General features: G+C 37.8%; 15 protein-coding genes. 10 read left to right on the top strand and 5 right to left on the bottom strand.

The window, feature by feature from the left end:
- The first annotated feature begins 129 nt into the window (after window positions 1–129).
- From H4J69_RS14905 to H4J69_RS14915, 3 genes are all read left to right on the top strand, one after another.
- Complete coding sequence (locus H4J69_RS14905) at window positions 130–1164, top strand: FAD:protein FMN transferase (RefSeq protein ID WP_182245045.1); 1035 nt, start codon at window positions 130–132, stop codon at window positions 1162–1164.
- A 62-nt stretch (window positions 1165–1226) separates the two neighbouring features.
- Complete coding sequence (nqrM, locus tag H4J69_RS14910; protein ID WP_070376020.1) at window positions 1227–1448, top strand: (Na+)-NQR maturation NqrM; 222 nt, start codon at window positions 1227–1229, stop codon at window positions 1446–1448.
- Window positions 1449–2480: 1032 nt separating this feature from the next.
- Window positions 2481–4949: a PilZ domain-containing protein gene (locus H4J69_RS14915; protein WP_182222706.1), complete on the top strand. Its 2469-nt coding sequence runs from the start codon at window positions 2481–2483 to the stop codon at window positions 4947–4949.
- 6 nt (window positions 4950–4955) lie between these two features.
- Here H4J69_RS14915 and serB read toward each other — a convergent pair whose 3' ends face one another.
- Window positions 4956–6014: a phosphoserine phosphatase SerB gene (gene serB / locus H4J69_RS14920; RefSeq protein ID WP_310733616.1), complete on the bottom strand. Its 1059-nt coding sequence runs from the start codon at window positions 6012–6014 to the stop codon at window positions 4956–4958.
- Window positions 6015–6119: 105 nt separating this feature from the next.
- Here serB and H4J69_RS14925 point away from each other — a divergent pair, with 105 nt between their 5' ends.
- Window positions 6120–6752 (top strand): AhpA/YtjB family protein, encoded by a 633-nt coding sequence (locus tag H4J69_RS14925; protein ID WP_182217587.1) that lies wholly within the window; start codon window positions 6120–6122, stop codon window positions 6750–6752.
- A gap of 33 nt (window positions 6753–6785) precedes the next feature.
- On the opposite strand, the gene H4J69_RS14930 is transcribed toward H4J69_RS14925, so the two are convergent.
- The 4 genes from H4J69_RS14930 to prfC form a co-directional block, all read right to left on the bottom strand.
- Window positions 6786–7604, bottom strand: coding sequence for a TatD family hydrolase (locus tag H4J69_RS14930; RefSeq protein WP_182231027.1), 819 nt, complete (start codon window positions 7602–7604; stop codon window positions 6786–6788).
- 75 nt (window positions 7605–7679) lie between these two features.
- A complete protein-coding gene (locus tag H4J69_RS14935; protein WP_182245046.1) occupies window positions 7680–8819 on the bottom strand; it encodes an HDOD domain-containing protein in 1140 nt (379 codons plus the stop codon).
- Window positions 8820–8928: 109 nt separating this feature from the next.
- Window positions 8929–10683 (bottom strand): arginine--tRNA ligase, encoded by a 1755-nt coding sequence (gene argS / locus H4J69_RS14940; RefSeq protein ID WP_182250779.1) that lies wholly within the window; start codon window positions 10681–10683, stop codon window positions 8929–8931.
- Window positions 10684–10847: 164 nt separating this feature from the next.
- A complete protein-coding gene (gene prfC, locus H4J69_RS14945) occupies window positions 10848–12431 on the bottom strand; it encodes a peptide chain release factor 3 (protein WP_070376025.1) in 1584 nt (527 codons plus the stop codon).
- 421 nt (window positions 12432–12852) lie between these two features.
- Here prfC and napF point away from each other — a divergent pair, with 421 nt between their 5' ends.
- The 6 genes from napF to H4J69_RS14975 are packed head-to-tail and all read left to right on the top strand — an operon-like array spanning window position 12853 to window position 17456.
- Window positions 12853–13392, top strand: a complete 540-nt coding sequence (napF, locus tag H4J69_RS14950; protein ID WP_182222710.1) for a ferredoxin-type protein NapF — start codon at window positions 12853–12855, stop codon at window positions 13390–13392.
- A complete protein-coding gene (locus H4J69_RS14955) occupies window positions 13389–13529 on the top strand; it encodes a TIGR02808 family protein (RefSeq protein WP_070376027.1) in 141 nt (46 codons plus the stop codon). Before napF ends, H4J69_RS14955 begins: the two co-directional genes overlap by 4 nt.
- A gap of 2 nt (window positions 13530–13531) precedes the next feature.
- Window positions 13532–13837 carry a chaperone NapD gene (locus H4J69_RS14960; RefSeq protein ID WP_182217595.1) on the top strand — a complete coding sequence of 102 codons (306 nt, stop codon included), beginning with the start codon at window positions 13532–13534 and terminating at the stop codon, window positions 13835–13837.
- Window positions 13834–16329, top strand: a complete 2496-nt coding sequence (gene napA / locus H4J69_RS14965) for a nitrate reductase catalytic subunit NapA (protein WP_182217597.1) — start codon at window positions 13834–13836, stop codon at window positions 16327–16329. The genes H4J69_RS14960 and napA overlap by 4 nt, the downstream gene beginning before the upstream one ends.
- 41 nt (window positions 16330–16370) lie before the next feature.
- Window positions 16371–16829 carry a nitrate reductase cytochrome c-type subunit gene (locus tag H4J69_RS14970; protein ID WP_182217599.1) on the top strand — a complete coding sequence of 153 codons (459 nt, stop codon included), beginning with the start codon at window positions 16371–16373 and terminating at the stop codon, window positions 16827–16829.
- Between the two features lie 36 nt (window positions 16830–16865).
- Window positions 16866–17456 carry a NapC/NirT family cytochrome c gene (locus tag H4J69_RS14975; protein WP_182217601.1) on the top strand — a complete coding sequence of 197 codons (591 nt, stop codon included), beginning with the start codon at window positions 16866–16868 and terminating at the stop codon, window positions 17454–17456.
- The last annotated feature ends 191 nt before the right edge of the window (window positions 17457–17647 follow it).

Here is a 17647-nt window from a genome sequence, read left to right on the forward strand (position 1 = left end):
CGTTTAAATTAAACCTTTACTCAATGAATGAAAGCTTCAAATAAAAGACGACTTTGGTCGTCTTTTATTATTTATATAAGACGTTTTCCCTAGACGTTTTACCTAAATAATAAATTTATAGGTATCAAAATGATTAAAGTAAAAGTATTGATGATCAGTTTTATGCTGGTGTTTTTTGCCGGTTGCTTTCCAAGTAGTGATTTAAGTAAGCAAGAAGTCTTGTTGCAAGGTCGTACTATGGGGACTACGTATCATATTAAAGTGGTCATCGAGAATAATGCGATTGATACTAAACAAGTCCACACAGGCATTGATGCACTATTGGTGCAATTAAATCAAGAAATGTCGACCTATATCGTTGACTCTGAATTATCACGATTTAACACATCGACATCACTTACGCCTGTTGCAATATCTGTTGGGTTACAACGCGTTATTAAAGAAGCGATTCGCTTGGGGCAATTAAGTGAAGGCAATCTTGATATTACTGTCGGGCCTTTAGTCAACCTTTGGGGATTTGGCCCAGAATATCGGCCAAATACTATACCAACGGCGGAGGATTTACTGTTAGCGCGCCAACAAATAGGTTTGTCAAAGCTGGTGTTAAACGGGAATAAACTTTCTAAAAAAACGCCTAGCCTTTATGTTGATTTATCAACTATTGCCAAAGGTTATGGGGTCGATTTAGTCGCAGAATATTTAGAAGAAAAAGGCATTAATAATTACCTAATAGAAATTGGTGGAGAAATGCGTTTAAAAGGTTTTAAACACACCGGTGAACTTTGGCATGTCGCGATAGAGAAGCCTATTCAGGATGCAAGTGGTGAGCATCGCTCTGTTTATCAAGTGATCATTCCAAAAGACAATGCAGTGGCAACATCAGGCGATTACCGTAATTATCACCAAGCCAAAGATGGTCAACGTTTTTCACATATTATTGATCCAGCGACGGGCAAACCCATCAATCATAAGTTAGTTTCAGTAACGGTCATTCATCCGTCTTCTATGACCGCAGACGGTCTGTCTACCGCGATGATGGTTATGGGTGAAGTAAAAGCCATCGACTTTGCAGAGAAAAATGGTATAGCTGCTTACATTATTGCTAAGACAGAGCATGGCTTTGTTGAGCAAAGCACGGTAAAATTCATGCAGTATTTAAAGTAACTGGTTAAAGCGAGTTACTGTTTATTCATCTTAATAGATAAAGAAAATAAGTAGGTTAGTTTATGATGATATTTATGATCACTTTAGGTTTTTTCCTTGTAGTTGTTGTTGCTATGTCGGTTGGCTATATCTTTCAACAAAAGTCGTTAGCAGGCAGTTGCGGCGGATTAGCAACAGTGGGTATTGATAAGTCGTGTAATTGCGATAACCCTTGTGAGAAACGCCAAGAGCGCGAACGTATTGCTGCGGCTAAAGAGCAGATGATTGATATTAAAATTATCTAGCTGAGTAACACTTTTATCCTAGCTTGAGAAACATAATCAGTATCTGCTAACTGCGGATACTGTTTAACACTAATGATTTTAATAAAATTGGTTATTAATTTACACCACCAATAACTTGCTAAGCCACACTTAACTTATTCATAATAAAAATTACCATCCCCTCCAATGCGAGATTTCGCCTACGATTAAAAATTATATGATTAACAAGCTCGATAGCATACTTGCAGGTATGCGCAGTTAATAAACGACTACAAGTATCGACAAAGCTTACCTGAATATTCATCTTCTAAGTCATTGTTACCCGGGGTGATGAGCGCTTTTGTAGTACTCAACTATAAACTTAGATAAGCATTACTATATAGGTTAAATCACTGCGTAATTTAGGTGATAGCTAGCATGTGTAAACGTCTTAAAGAAGTGCTTAGTTATTACTTAGTCGCTATTATGATGGGTGTAACACTAAGTGCAAGATTGTTGAAAAGTGGTAAATCATTGTAGTCAGAAGATGTGTCTATGCGCGTTATTGTTATTAGAAATCTACAGCGAACTGTTTAATACCATCGCTTAATCATCATAGGATAGAATTAGGCGACTTAGATAAAAATCGTCTTCTCTTACTAGGCGCAATAGTGTCAAATGTTTGTACTTTTTAATTCTTGCCGATTTTTTGTGATAAATACGGTAAATTGTTATTGTGATCGGCTTACCTAGCCAAATTAAATTCATCTCTATTCTTGTATCTTACATCGTTGATTTACTGCTCAAGCCCGTGTATACACTCGATCCTACTAACTATACTTATAGATGTTAGTTTATTTTTTCTTGACCACTTCCCTTACTGGGCATAATTTTTGCATTATTATGTTTTATATAAGCTATTATCTAGATAACACATTATTTTTAATGATATTTGTTACTGATGTTATTTCATTACAAATTAATTTATAGTAGATTTACTACATAGAAAGTAAATGATTATTTCTTTCAATTCATTGCATATCACAAGTGTTACTAAAAGAAATTAAAGCAGATATGACTACAGATTTTTTAAAGTACCAAAAGATAATTGAACAGTTTCGTGGGAAGGTTTTAAAGAACGATTTTGAAACAAATTTTTCTGCGATGACTCAACATATCCCCAAAACAGAGCGCTTTTTGCTTAAAATGGAGCTCAAGCGTTTAGCTGTTCCATGTACGCGTCTAATCGATTTGCGTGGTCATGTTGATGGTGAATGTCGATCTTTTGAGCATGATGGACGCGTTCACTATCTTGATGATATTGCGATTAAAGTTTATCAAGAAAATATAGGTTTTTATCAGGGATATACTTTTGGTGTTTACGAAGCAGTAATGAACACTGAAAATAACTTTCGGGTTATATATCAAAAAGAAAAAAGTAACATGGGTAAACCGGTACAAGTTGAGACGACTAAAGCCAGTAAGACCTTTGAAAAAACGCAGTACCCAGCAAGTTTGTTTACTTTTGGTCCGTATCATAATCGTAGTGAAGAGCGAATGAATTTCGCTATTACCTTAGACATACTGCTTGAAAACGATAAAAATGAATACGAGTGTACGAGTTCAGATATCAGTGTTGAAGGGTGTAAGTTTCGCTTTAATTTCAAAAATACAATTACGGTTGGACAACATATAAGTATTCGGTTTCGAGGTCTCGAAGACGAATTTCAATTTGGTAAAGAAAAAAGTTTTCATTTTGAAGTTAAAAACATACAAAAAATTGAGAAAACTCAGTTAATTGGCTGTCAGAGAGTTTACTCGAAAGATAAACGCGTTGACGGTTTTCAAACTTTTCTTCAGGGCTTCATCCAAGGCAATAAACGCCGTTATAAAGTTAACCTAGACAATACTATTCATGCTATTCAATCACGTAGCTTTGAGCAATATAGTTTACCTAAATTAAATGAATTACCGATTTTTGTAGAAGATAACAAAGGCGATCTTTTACCTAGATACGCGCTCACCTGTCATAATAACCAAGCCACTTTTCAATATTGGCAAGATGAAAATCGCCACTCAACCTTATACTGTCTGATAACACCTGAACGCTTGCTCAGAATGAGAAAAGCCCATGCTTTAGGTAAGTCATTATTAGTCTATAGTTTCGTGCACAAAAGCCAAGGTAAATCATTTTTTTATACGGCAGATGTGGAGCAATTAAATAATGATAGTGATTTTAAGGTACAATTTTTAGGATTTGCTGCGTCAAAGCCGAGCTTTGCTATTACTCAACTATCGATTATGGACGTTGATAATGATAAAGCGCATTCGCCGTTAACGTTATCGAATACGCTAACAAAAAAGAATGAATACTTAAATCTCCCTATCCCTAGTGATGCAATAGAAACCCTTCATAATCTGCAAAGTATCGTGGTCGCTAGTGATGTAACCAACCCAGCATCAACTAGGCAGTATCAACAACTATCATTTGAAAACATTGATACAATTCGGTTAAAAAACTTTGGTCATAAACGACTTACATTACCGCTATTGATGGATGAAGTAGGCATTAATTATAAAAATCAACGACAAGAGTCAAGATTTAAATATGTTACTCCTGTTGAACTTGAAATTGCAGGTGTTCGTTGCTCAGGTAAATCGCATGATTTTTCCATTTTAGGTTTAAAACTAGAACTTGATAAACCTTCGGTATTAAACAAAGGAGACGTTGTCTATTTAACTTTTCCTGGCTTGCAAAAAATTACCTCTGCCTTTGATTTAAAAGGTTTGCCTTATGAAGTTATGCGAGTTAATAAAAAGAAAAACATACTTAACTTACGGGTTTATGTTGAAAAGCATCAACACATGGGAAGAGCATTCTTTAAAGCATTAATTACAAAAAATCGTGATAAGTTAACGCCAGATGAATATGCCTTAATGATACCTGGCCTTGCTAAGGCATTGAGAAATATTTACAGTAGAAGTTTAACTATTCCGACATTAATGGTACAAACCAGTGGCAGTCGCTATAAGTTAGAAGCTATCGTTTGTGGTACTGTTAAAGATAAGTTATTGCCGGTTATGAAACAGTTAAGTGATTCGCCATCACAGTATAATCTATACCCATTACTCAATAATTTACAAGCAACTAGTACCTTAACCTTACCATTGAAGAAAATGCAAACCGATGATACTCCGGTGCTTGAAACATTATATATTGCTGTAAATTTAGATAATGAAATCATTGATCAAGCGGTTACGACCAAAACATCAAGCGAATTAGAGTCGCCGATGTTGCAGCGAATGTTTATATCGCGGGCATTAAATCGTGGTTTATTCTTTTGCGTACAGGTTAGATTATCTCGAACAGATGACCCCGATATGGACCATCTTAACCCAGAATTAAGCTACATAAGTTCCTATGCTATTCACCGTGGTAAACAAATAGAGCAAGATATTTGGAGTGTTGCTGGGGTTATGCAGTTTCTTGATATTACTCAAGAAACTTTAGTTCGTCATGAGCTATTAAGTAACGTTATTTAAAGGGTCCTACGCAAGCCAATGTAAAAGACAATCAAGACCATCGGCATTAATGGCAGTGTCTGCCTTTGCTAAAACTAGTGGCTTAGCATGAAATGCTACGCCCAAATGTGCAGCGGCCATCATGACTAAATCATTGGCACCATCACCCATAGCGACGGTTTGCTCCTTAGCTAAGTGATATTTCTTTTGTAAAGCGACTAAACAATCTGCTTTTGCTTGTGCATCAACAACATCTCCTAAAACTTTACCCGTTAACTTGCCATCAATAATTTCTAAGGTATTAGCGTGGGCGGCATCAAGTGCCAGTAAATCTTTTAAGTGATCGGCAAAGTAAGTAAAGCCACCTGAGGCAATCGCAACTTTCCAACCATGGGATTTTAATGTACTAACAAGTATCTCTAAACCAGCCATTAACGGGATATTCTTAGCAACCTCAGCCAAGATGTTTTCTGAGGAACCTTTTAAGGTGGCGACCCGTTGATGCAAGCTTTGTGCGAAATCAAGTTCACCAAGCATAGCAAGTTCAGTAACGGCTGCCACTTGTTCTCCAACACCTGCAAGTATTGCGATCTCATCGATACATTCAATCTCTATGGTCGTGGAGTCCATATCCATAACCAAAATACCTGGTTCTGATAATTTTGGCGCGTTTTCAATCAGTGCGGCTTCGATTTTATTGCTGAGGGTAAAGTTGACTAAGCTTTCTCTTGCAGTTTTTAAGTTTGTACAAGTAACGCTAAAGCGATAGCTAGTAAGATTATTCCTTAGATTGATAGCATTTACCGCCCAAATTGATAGTTGGCATTGACTGATTAAATTACTGAGCATACTAAGACTAATTTCACTAAAAACTACAAGCTCTAAGGCTGTTTTAGCGTGTCTCTTCTCGGCTAAACATGTTTGACCACCTTGTTGTTGGGTAAGGCGCTGATCAACGCACCAGTCGCTACCTTCGAAAGTGGTAAAGCAAGGTAAACATTTTTCTGATGTTGTTGAAGAAATAAACTCAGCCAAAGTAAGTTGTTGAATATGCTCAAGGGAAAAACGTTTAATAGCAATGGACACAGTACCGCCTTTTATGTGAATGTTAGTTTTAGCGATTATTTTCAATGAATAATGCTATAGTATAAAAATGAACGTAATGATAAATTTTATACATTTGTAGTGCTTATGACACAAATAGAACAGCCTTTATACCCTAAATTATCATCCATTTATAATAAAATTATGCAATTAGCTATAGCGATTGTCTTTATTGTCGTGCTAATGAATCTATGGATATACAGCCAGACACAAAATAAGCAAACTATCGATCAACATTTTTATGATGTTGGTCAGCAGTATTTGCAACAAGCTTCAGCAGGTTTATCTGTATTAATCACCGAGGTTAACACGAAAGAGAGTCGACAATTACTGCAAAACTACGTTGATGAATTGCAACTGGCCGAGGTAATAAAAGAAATTCATCTCTATGATTTATCAGGGCAATTAATTATTAGCAGTCAAAATGCAAAAAGTGTCAAAGCTCTTTTTGGGCTGTCTGAATATAAATTAAATAAGAGTGAATTCGCCGTGCCTTTCGTTAGTGAAATCCGTAAAGAAAGATTAATTGGCTACGTTCGCTTAACCCTAGACAAAAACTATTTAACCACTAAGTTATTAAAAAATAATGATCAACAGTTTACGCTGTTACGTTTAATGATGATAATCGCTGGCGTCGTTGGCTTTCTGCTTACCAGAGGTCTCAACCGGTTTAGTCGTCAGGGGTTTAGATTAGTCGATAAAGATAAAAGGCTGACTTAAGTAGGCATCATTGATGGAGCTAGTTAATCCGTTTCATCGCTGAGCCAACTGAAAGAGGGTTGAAATATTATCTTCAATTTTTTCGGCTATTTCTTCTTTGCTCTCTTGGCGCAATTCGGCTAATCGTTCAAAAACATCAATAACACGCAGAGGTGAATTATCTTCGCCTTGAAAACCATTTAGCGGCATCGAAGGTGCATCTGTTTCTAATACTAGGCTACTCAAAGGTAAGCGCTTAATGGCTTTTATTGTTTTCTCCGCTCTAGGGTAGGTGATAGTGCCACCGATGCCTAACTTAAATCCCAAATCTATATATTGGCAAGCCTGCTGGTAGCTTCCTGAAAAAGCATGAATAATACCTCCTCGGGAAACTTTTATTTGTTTTAACAGTGTGATCGTTTCGTTGTGCGTGCGCCGGTGATGAACAATAATCGGCAGTTGATGCTGTTGTGCAAGGTTAAGTTGGAATTCAAAAAATAACATTTGTTGGTTAATATTATCTTGCTGCTTTGCGATAACGCCATCAAGCCCAGCTTCGCCAATTGCAATTATTTGCGTTTTATTCTCTAATATTTTTTGCGCTAAGTCATCGAGATTTTTTTGCGCTAATCCCTCTAAAAACCAAGGATGAATACCTAAGCAGGCAAAAACATTGCAACCACTCAAAGGTTGGTTTTTATTATGGTGGGCTAAGGCTAAAACATTTTGCCAGTTATCTGGTCTAACCGCAGGAACAATAATTTGATGAATACTTTCTTTTGCACATTGCTCAAGCAGTAAATTTGTTGAAGCACTACCTTTATGGGTAAAAGCTTTGAAATCTAAATGACAGTGGCTATCGGTAAATTTCATAAATTAATCGGCTTTACTTGAAGTGTAAATAATGGATGTGTGAAATTATAGCTTATCTAAAGTTTAGCTTGGTGATTACTGTCTTAGCTTTGCTGCTCTTTTTTCCAAAGCGCCAAGCACATTTTCTAATTTAAAATGCTCGATAAATTTTGGCTCGGGTTGTTGCTCTCTTAATAATATATCGGCTAGATAAACGGCTTGTGCGATACCAAATGATTTTTTTAAGAGCTTATCCGGCTGATGATGCATAACTACCGCCTCAATTAAATGATAAGAAAAGCTCCACAGGTGCAGGAGATAGCCACCAACATGGTTATGATCTGTGCCAAATATTTTTTGCTCTAAGGCATTATTGTTGGCATTTTTAAGCCGATATTCAAAATATGTTTTTGTAAGTGTTGGGTCCATCTCAAATAGTACAATTTTACCAATGTCGTGCAATAAACCCGCAAGTAGAGCATCTCGCTTAAGTTCTACTTTCACCATTGAAGCGGCCAAGCGGGCCGTTGATAAACAGTGTAGTTGTTCTTTGATCAATGAAAAGTCAGCAATGTCGGGTTCATAAGAAAAAAGTTCAGCCGTCATAACAATACAGCAGAGTGTTTCTAGTCCCATACGTGTTATTGCTTCGCTAATATCGTTGATTGGCTTGCCTTGGTTCATAAAGGAACTATTGGAAAACTGCAATACTTTAGCGGCTAATGCTGGGTCTTGAGAAATTATCTCTGATATTTTTCCTGAATCGGTATTACTTTCTTCTAAAATTGCATTGAGTTGTAAATAGACTTTGGGTGGGCTTGGTAATGTTTTAACTTTGGCAACTGCCTTGATAATATGATCTTTGGTGATCGCTTTATTATCATCGCCAAGGGCTGTGATGGTTTGATGAATATTTTCAACGTTAAGCGGCAGTGCGTAAGTGTAATGGCAATTATTAGCGGCTTGACCATTAAGCTGGCTCTGTGCAATGTTATCATTAGTAATTGCTATTCGTATCATAGCAGGATGTTTAAGTGCTATGGCTTTAAGAAGATCTAAGCCACTTATTTGTCCTAAATCCAATACGCTAATAATAGCGTCAAATTTATATTTCTTTAAGGCTTTCAGGGCATGTTTGCCGTTATCAACATAAGCGGTTTGGCAAGGACCATTATAAAATGCCTGCTTTAATGGCAAGAGTTTTTGGTCTGTATTATCAACGATTAGCACTTTCATTTATTGACACTTCCTACCTTAATACTTGCTCTATGCTGAAACTATTTCAATTTTTTGGCATTGACCCTTGAGTAAACAAGGGCTAATGCCATATGTGCTTTTATGCAGACTACATGCGTTCCATAACGTCAATGCCAAGAATATCTAAGCCTTGTTTTAAGGTTTTCGAGATACTTAAACAAAGTGCTAAGCGAGACTGTTTTACATCTTGGTCAATACCCTCTTTGAGAATAGGGCAAGCCTCGTAGAAGCTCATGTATAAACTCGCTAACTCATATAAATAATTACACAATAGGTTAGGCATAGATTCGCTAATGACCGCATCTAGCACTTCTTCGAGCTGGAGTAATTTTAACGCTAAGGCTTTTTCTTGTGGTTCAATAATGGTGATATCAGCGCTAAAGTTTACTTGTTCAATTTTTGCCTTGCTGAAAATACTTTGAACACGTGAATAAGCATACTGCAAGTAAGGAGCCGTAGCGCCTTCAAAACTCAACATGGTTTTCCAGTTAAAAATATAGTCGCTGGTTCTATTCTTAGATAAATCAGCAAATTTAACCGCACCAATACCTACTTTTACTGCAATTTCATTTAGCTTATCTTCAGGATAATCTGGATTTTTTTCTTTAATGACCGCTTTTGCACGAACAATGGCTTCATCAAGTAATTCTGCTAATTTTATAGTACCGCCAGTTCTTGTTTTAAATGGCTTACCATCGTCACCCATCATCATACCAAACGGGCAGTGATCATAACCAACATGTTCTGGCAGTAACCCTGCTTTACGCGCTACAATTTCTACTTGTTTAAAATGTAAGCTTTGACGGGCATCGGTAAAAATAATGATACGGTCAGCTTTTAGTTCATTGCTACGGTAGCGACAAGCAGATAAATCTGTGGTCGCATATAAATAGCCACCACCGGTTTTTTGGATGATAAAAACGGGGGCATCACCGTCTTTATTCGCCATTTCATTAATGAAAACCACTTTTGCGCCTTCGCTAACTTCAGCAATACCCTTAGTCATTAATTCATCAACAACCTTGGGTAAATCTTCGTTATACGCACTTTCGCCCATGATATCGTCGCGGGTTAAAGTAACATTAAGTTTTTGATAAATATCTTCACTGTGGGCAATAGATATATCAATGAATAATTTCCATAAGACTAAGCAATCTTTGTCGCCACCTTGCAGTTTTACCACATAATTACGAGCACGGTCAGCAAAGCCTTCTTCGTTATCAAAACGTACTTTCGCTTCGCGGTAAAAGTTTTCTAAATCAGAAAGTGCAGTTTCAGCAACTTCGTTGGCATTGAGTTTGTCGCTTAAGTGCGCCAATAACATGCCAAATTGTGTGCCCCAGTCACCCATGTGATTCTGGCGGATGACTTTGTCACCACGAAACTCTAATGCACGTACTACTGCATCACCGATAATGGTTGAACGCAAGTGGCCAACATGCATTTCTTTGGCAAGGTTTGGCGCTGAATAATCAACAATAACCGTTTGTTTTTTGTCTTCTTCAGTGGCACCACGTTGGGTTACACCTAATTTTTCATCATCAGTCATTTTAGCGAGTTGAGCGGCTAACCATGATTTGTCTAAATGAATATTAATAAACCCCGGTCCGGCTAATTCTATATGGTCAGCAATACCAGCTAAATCTAAGTGGTTAACAACGGTGGTCGCTAATTCGCGTGGGTTCATTTTCAGTTTTTTAGCTGCACCCATAACACCATTTGCTTGGTAGTCACCAAAATTAGGGCGACTTGACAGGCTTACCGCTGGGTTAGTGCCTTCAGGCAATCCAGCCAAAACCATGGCCGCAGATACTTTTTCACTTAGTAATTGCTTAATATTCATTTTGATCTCTGTTTTCTTTTAATAGAAATTATTTGCTCATTTTTTGCAAGTATATGGCATTTTAGCAAAGCGTTTGTTACTTTTTATTGGTGAGTTTAGTTTACTAAATAAGCCAATAAAAAGTATCGAACAACGCGGGTAAAATACCTACTACGCAGAAAAACTTAGTGTTCTCGGGTCTTGTGGAACTGAATGTCAGGATGACGCTCTTGTGCCAAATTCAAATTCACCATAGTTGGAGCAATATACGTTAAGTTATTACCACCATCTAGTGCTAAATTGTCATAAGCTTTTTTGCTAAATTGCTCTAGTGTTCTTTCATTATCACAAGTACACCAGCGTGCAGTTGCTACACTTATCGGTTCGTATATAGCGTCAACTTTATATTCAGTTTTTAAACGTTGTACAACGACTTCAAACTGCAATACACCGACCGCGCCAACTATCATCTCGTTTGAGTTGAAAGGTCTGAATACTTGCACAGCACCTTCTTCTGAAAGTTGTATTAAACCTTTTTGTAATTGTTTAGCTTTTAATGGATCACGTAAACGAATACGACGAAACATTTCAGGGGCAAAGTTTGGAATACCACTAAATTTCATCATTTCGCCTGAAGTAAAGGTATCACCGATTTGAATACTACCGTGGTTATGTAAACCGATAATATCGCCGGCATATGCTTCTTCTACATGTGCACGGTCTCCAGCCATAAACGTTACGGCATCGGCAATTTTTACATCTTTGTTAATACGTACTTGACGCATTTTCATGCCTTTTTCGTATTTACCTGAGCAAATACGCATAAAAGCAATACGGTCACGGTGTTTTGGATCCATGTTCGCTTGAATTTTAAAAACAAAGCCAGTGAATTTTTCTTCTTGAGCGGTTACTTCTCTAACATCAGTTAAACGAGGTAAAGGTTTTGGTGCCCATTTAGTTAAACCATTAAGCATATGGTCAACACCAAAATTACCTAAAGCCGTACCAAAGAATACTGGCGTTAGTTCACCTTTTAAAAACTCTTCCAAATTAAATTCATGTGATGCACCCGCAACCAGTTCTAATTCTTCACGTAAATCGTCAGCATAAGTTCCAATGACCTTATCTAACTCTGGGTTATCAAGCCCTTTGATAATTCTTTCTTCTTGGATCATATGGCCAAGTCCTGACTTATATAAAAATATTTCGTCAGTTAAAATGTTATAGACACCTTTAAATTCTTTACCCATACCAATCGGCCAAGTAATAGGGGCACATTTTATTTTCAGCACATCTTCCACTTCATCCATAACTTCCATTGGGTCACGAACATCACGATCCATTTTATTCATAAAAGTAATGATGGGCGTATCACGTAAACGCGTTACTTCCATTAACTTAACAGTTCGTGCCTCAACACCTTTAGCTACGTCGATAACCATTAAGCATGAATCAACCGCGGTGAGTGTTCTGTAGGTATCTTCTGAAAAGTCCTCGTGACCAGGTGTGTCCAGTAAATTAACTAAACAACCGTTATAAGGAAATTGCATTACAGAGGTCGTGATAGAAATACCACGCTCTTTCTCCATTTCCATCCAGTCAGACTTTGCATGCTGGCCTGATTTTTTACCTTTTACCGTGCCGGCTCGTTGTAAAGCCTGACCAAAAAGTAATACTTTTTCAGTGATGGTGGTTTTACCCGCATCAGGATGAGAGATAATTGCGAAAGTACGTCTTAGATTGACTTCATTAGCCTGTAGCGTTGTCATGTTTTAAAAGTTCTCTTTGGTGTACATGCTGATGCACATAAAATGCTTTTTTTAAATACTGAAAGGACATGTGAACAATCCTAAATTTTGCGCGCATTGTACCATAAATATAAATAGCCGCATTAGGGGACTGTCTTTAAATGATTATTTTTAGCAAGAATCCGAGACATTAACACTTTTTCTTTTGTTATTTGATTAAGTGGTAAGTGATCGTGCAGATAATAATTATTTGATTGGTTATTTTTAAGGTTGAGATTCAATAATAAATTCAATACAAGCTGGTTTTTTTGAATTTAATAAAGAGATTAATAGTCATGTTATTTGAAAGTCTTGATCGAAATCAATATCTCACCTTCGAGTATAAGATAAATTACTCTTTGGGTAGAAAGTCTGAAATATGATGTAAAAATAACGAGATAGCATGGTTGATTTAGCTAGAAGAAACTTTTTTAAAGCAAAAAAATTAACAACCGCTCCGGCAATCAGATTGCCTTGGGTGCTCAATGAAGCCACTTTTATTGATGGCTGCACACAATGTGGTGACTGTTTAACGTCTTGTCCTGAAAATATCATTCAAAAAGGTGATGGCGGTTTCCCTGAAGTTAACTTTTTAAAAGGAGAGTGTACTTTTTGTCAAGCGTGCGTTGAAAGTTGTCAACAGCCACTTTTTGCCGAACGTGCACTTGCTCCAGAAGTAAATGCTTGGGATTTAGATATCTCCATAAAGGGCGATTGCTTAGCGGTTAACGATGTGTTTTGTCAAAGTTGTCAAGATAGCTGTGAGACAGAAGCTATATCTTTTAAATATATAAATTCATCAGTACCACAACCCCAGATAAAACTTAGTGACTGCACAAATTGTGGGGCCTGTGTTGCTATTTGCCCGCAATCATCTATTGAATTAACACCAAAAAATTCTGTGGGTGAGCAACCCACACATACTAATAGGAGAGTTATATGAGCGCTCTTGAACAAATGATTTGGAATATCTTAGGATATTCATCGATGCCTGTTATTTTTTTAGCTGGTTTTGCCGGTACCGCTTTAGTCGCTATCGCACTTTTAAAAATGTTAGGTATTAAGCCGGCAGGGGAATAATCGTGATCAATCTACTAGAAGAAAAACCTATTAATATTGCTGGTGTGCTTTTTGTTGCTCAGCCAAGTAATACCGCGAAAGTGGCCGAAGAACTGGGCGGATTTCCTGGCGCTGAAGTGCATGAGATTGCTGATAACGGCTCTATGGTGGTTACCATAGAAGAAAATGATTTAAACAGAGGTGAAAAAGGCAAAGGCCTTATTAACACCATTACAGATATGAGTAATTTACCGGGTGTGATCTCTTCATCATTGATTTTTCATCATAATGATTATGGGCTACCACAACATCAGGGGATAAAGGTATGACATTAACAAGACGTGATTTTATAAAAGCGAACGCCATTGCAGCAACAGCTGTCGCCGCAGGTATCGCCGTGCCATCTTCAGCTTCAAACTTGCTGACTAAATCGTCGGATACTACCATTAAATGGGATAAAGCCCCTTGTCGTTTTTGTGGCACAGGTTGTAGTGTGCTTGTTGGAACACAAGAAGGAAAAGTGGTGGCGACTCAAGGTGACCCTCAAGCAGAAGTTAACAAAGGTCTTAACTGTATTAAAGGTTACTTTTTATCCAAAATTATGTATGGGAAAGACCGATTAACTCAACCGTTATTACGGATGAAAGATGGTGTTTATGCCAAAGAAGGTGAGTTTACACCGGTAAGCTGGGATACCGCCTTTGATGTTATGGCTGAAAAATTTAAAGCCGCTTTAAAGAAAAAAGGCCCGACCTCAGTTGGTATGTTTGGTTCGGGTCAGTGGACTGTTTGGGAAGGTTATGCCGCTTCAAAATTAATGAAAGCGGGCTTTTTAACCAACAACCTTGATCCTAATGCTCGTCACTGTATGGCGTCAGCTGTGGGTGGTTTTATGCGTACCTTTGGTATCGACGAACCTATGGGTTGTTATGATGATTTAGAACACGCCGATGCATTTGTCCTTTGGGGTTCTAATATGGCGGAAATGCATCCTATTTTATGGTCGCGTTTAGCTGACCGTCGTTTAAGTCATCCTCATGTAAAAGTAAACGTATTATCAACGTATAAGCATCGAAGTTTTGAACTTGCTGATAACGGTATGATTTTTACACCACAAACAGATTTAGCGATATTAAACTTTATTGCTAATTATATTATTCAAAATAACGCCGTTAACGAAGATTTCATGAAAAAGCATGTCAATATTCGCGAAGGTGTTACTGATATTGGTTATGGTTTACGTCCTACTCATCCATTACAAAAAGCGGCTAAAAATCCTGACAGTGGCGCATCTAAACCGATGAGCTTCGATGACTTTGCTAAATTTGTTAGCACTTATAGTATTGAATATACATCAAAACTTTCGGGTGTTTCTGAAGATAAATTATTAACGCTGGCTAAACTTTATGCGGATCCTAAAGTTAAAGTGACTTCGTTTTGGACGATGGGTTTCAATCAACATACTCGTGGTGTTTGGGCAAATAACCTCATGTACAACGTGCATTTATTAACGGGTAAAATATCTGAACCGGGTAACAGCCCGTTTTCATTAACCGGACAGCCGTCAGCCTGTGGAACGGCGCGTGAAGTAGGGACTTTCTCACATAGATTACCTGCCGATCTCGTTGTTAAAAACCCTAAGCATAGAGCGATAGCTGAAAAAATATGGAAATTACCTGAAGGCACTATTCCACCTAAACCCGGTTACCATGCAGTTCTGCAAAATCGTATGCTTAAAGATGGCGAATTAAATGCATATTGGGTTATGTGTAATAACAACATGCAAGCCGGACCAAATATTAATGAAGAAGGGATCCCTGGCTATCGTAATCCAGAAAATTTCATTGTCGTTTCAGACCCTTACCCAACGGTAACGGCACAGGCGGCTGACTTGATTTTACCTACTGCTATGTGGGTAGAAAAAGAGGGAGCGTACGGCAATGCAGAGCGCCGTACACAGTTTTGGCATCAACAAGTGAATGCGCCAGGTGAAGCGCGTTCAGATTTATGGCAAATAGTTGAATTTTCTAAACGTTTTAAAATTGAAGAAGTATGGCCTGAAGAATTACTTGCCAAGAATCCTGAATACCGTGGCAAAACTATGTTTGACGTGCTTTATGCAAACGGTAACGTAGATAAATTCCCAATGAGTGAATCCAAAGGTGATACTAACTTTGAAGGTGATTATTTTGGTTTCTATATTCAAAAAGGCTTATTTGAAGAATATGCAACCTTTGGCCGAGGACATGGTCATGATTTAGCCCCCTTTGATCGCTATCACGAAGAGCGTGGCCTTAGATGGCCGGTTGTTAATGGTAAAGAAACTAAGTGGCGTTTTCGTGAGGGGCACGACCCTTATGTAGAGAAAGGCAGTGAAGTGCAGTTTTATGGCCATAAAGATAAAAAAGCCAATATATTTGCCTTACCCTACGAACCAGCGGCAGAGTCACCTGATGAAGAATTCGACTTATGGCTGAGTACCGGTCGTGTTCTTGAACATTGGCATTCAGGCTCTATGACTGCGCGTGTACCTGAACTTCATAAAGCATTTCCTGATGCGGTGTTATTTATCCACCCTGACGATGCTAAAGCAAGAGGTTTACGCCGTGGTGATGAGGTTTTGATTGAATCTCGTCGAGGTGAAGTGAAATCTCGTGTTGAAACTCGTGGCCGTAATAGACCCCCGAAAGGTTTAGTTTTTATGCCTTGGTTTGATGCAAAACAATTGGTTAATAAGTTAACCCTAGATGCTACCGATCCCTTGTCTAAACAAACTGACTTCAAAAAATGTGCGGTGAAAGTGAAAAAAGTCACTGTTTAGCACTAATTAAATTTACTTAATCTACCGGGTAGAGGTAAAAAATGAAAATATTATCAATAATAATGATAACAGCCAGTTTAGCCATGGCATTAAGCGTACAAGCTTATCAAGAAGTAACGACAGGCGGTTTAGAGACTATTCGTGGCATAGCTAAAATTAATGAAACCAAAAGTGCAGAAGCGCTTAAACGTGTCATTAAAGATAAAAATCCTATTCAGCGTAATTATGTGCATCAACCACCTGTTGTGCCTCATCAAACACGTGGTTATCGGGTCAATAAAGACAGTAATAAGTGTTTAACTTGTCATGGTTGGAAATATGCGAGAGAAACCGGCGCAACCAAAATAAGTTTAACGCACTTTGAAACACGTGACGGTAAAACACTGTCAGATGTTTCTCCGCGTCGCTACTTTTGTTCTCAATGCCATGTTACACAAGCTGATGCACCTGAGTTAGTTGATAATCTTTTTAAACCCGTTGAATCGTTAGGTAATGATTAAATAATGGTTTATCTAAACGTAATTTAGGGGATTAACATGACTAAAAAATCAAAAATAAAAAGCTTACTTTCGTATTTAAAGTCGCCAAGCAGTGCCGCCTTATGGTTTATTTTAGCTATCGGCTTTGCTGGCGGTGTTATCTTTTGGGGGGGATTTAATACCGCCCTTGAAGTGACCAATACCGAAGAGTTCTGCATTAGTTGTCATGAAATGGAAGATAATGTTTATGAAGAATACAAAGAAACTATTCATTACTCTAACCGTTCTGGCGTTCGTGCTACTTGTCCTGACTGCCATGTTCCCAAAAAATGGACTCATAAAATCGTTCGTAAAATTGCGGCGAGTAAAGAAGTTTGGGGTATGCTTACTGGCTTGATCGACACAAGAGAAAAGTTTCAAGATCATCGCCGTGAATTGGCAGAACGTGAATGGAAACGCATGAAAGAGAATGATTCACTGGAATGTCGTAATTGCCATAACTTTGAGTACATGGACTTTTCAGAACAAGGTAATCGCAGTGTTAAAATGCACTCAAGTGCACTGGCTTCTGGCGAAAAAACCTGTATAGATTGCCATAAGGGTATCGCCCATGAATTACCAGACATGAAAGGTGTTGAAAATTGGTAGTTTACTTACTTGTGTGAATAGCTTAAACGCTTATTCGTGAAACCGTGATATGTAAAAGCCTCTTTAATTGTCATGATTAAAGAGGCTTTATTTTGTTTCGTGTATGATGGTTTTAACTCTTGTCGCTCTTATTGTTGAAGCAGCTTTTTTACTGAACCCTATTAACTGGAATCTCATTTATGCCTGCTTTA

It is taken from the genome of Colwellia sp. BRX10-9, assembly GCF_014077405.1.
Lineage (GTDB): Bacteria > Pseudomonadota > Gammaproteobacteria > Enterobacterales > Alteromonadaceae > Colwellia_A.

Excerpts from the sequence above, each read along its gene's own strand:
- H4J69_RS14970 (WP_182217599.1), top strand. The coding sequence starts at position 16,371 with ATGAAAATATTATCAATAATAATGATAACAGCCAGTTTAGCCATGGCA.
- H4J69_RS14925 (WP_182217587.1), top strand. The coding sequence starts at position 6,120 with ATGACACAAATAGAACAGCCTTTATACCCTAAATTATCATCCATTTAT.
- nqrM (WP_070376020.1), top strand. The coding sequence starts at position 1,227 with ATGATGATATTTATGATCACTTTAGGTTTTTTCCTTGTAGTTGTTGTT.
- napF (WP_182222710.1), top strand. The coding sequence starts at position 12,853 with ATGGTTGATTTAGCTAGAAGAAACTTTTTTAAAGCAAAAAAATTAACA.
- prfC (WP_070376025.1), bottom strand. The coding sequence starts at position 12,431 with ATGACAACGCTACAGGCTAATGAAGTCAATCTAAGACGTACTTTCGCA.
- H4J69_RS14935 (WP_182245046.1), bottom strand. The coding sequence starts at position 8,819 with ATGAAAGTGCTAATCGTTGATAATACAGACCAAAAACTCTTGCCATTA.
- H4J69_RS14975 (WP_182217601.1), top strand. The coding sequence starts at position 16,866 with ATGACTAAAAAATCAAAAATAAAAAGCTTACTTTCGTATTTAAAGTCG.
- H4J69_RS14955 (WP_070376027.1), top strand. The coding sequence starts at position 13,389 with ATGAGCGCTCTTGAACAAATGATTTGGAATATCTTAGGATATTCATCG.
- H4J69_RS14930 (WP_182231027.1), bottom strand. The coding sequence starts at position 7,604 with ATGAAATTTACCGATAGCCACTGTCATTTAGATTTCAAAGCTTTTACC.
- napA (WP_182217597.1), top strand. The coding sequence starts at position 13,834 with ATGACATTAACAAGACGTGATTTTATAAAAGCGAACGCCATTGCAGCA.
- H4J69_RS14915 (WP_182222706.1), top strand. The coding sequence starts at position 2,481 with ATGACTACAGATTTTTTAAAGTACCAAAAGATAATTGAACAGTTTCGT.
- H4J69_RS14905 (WP_182245045.1), top strand. The coding sequence starts at position 130 with ATGATTAAAGTAAAAGTATTGATGATCAGTTTTATGCTGGTGTTTTTT.
- argS (WP_182250779.1), bottom strand. The coding sequence starts at position 10,683 with ATGAATATTAAGCAATTACTAAGTGAAAAAGTATCTGCGGCCATGGTT.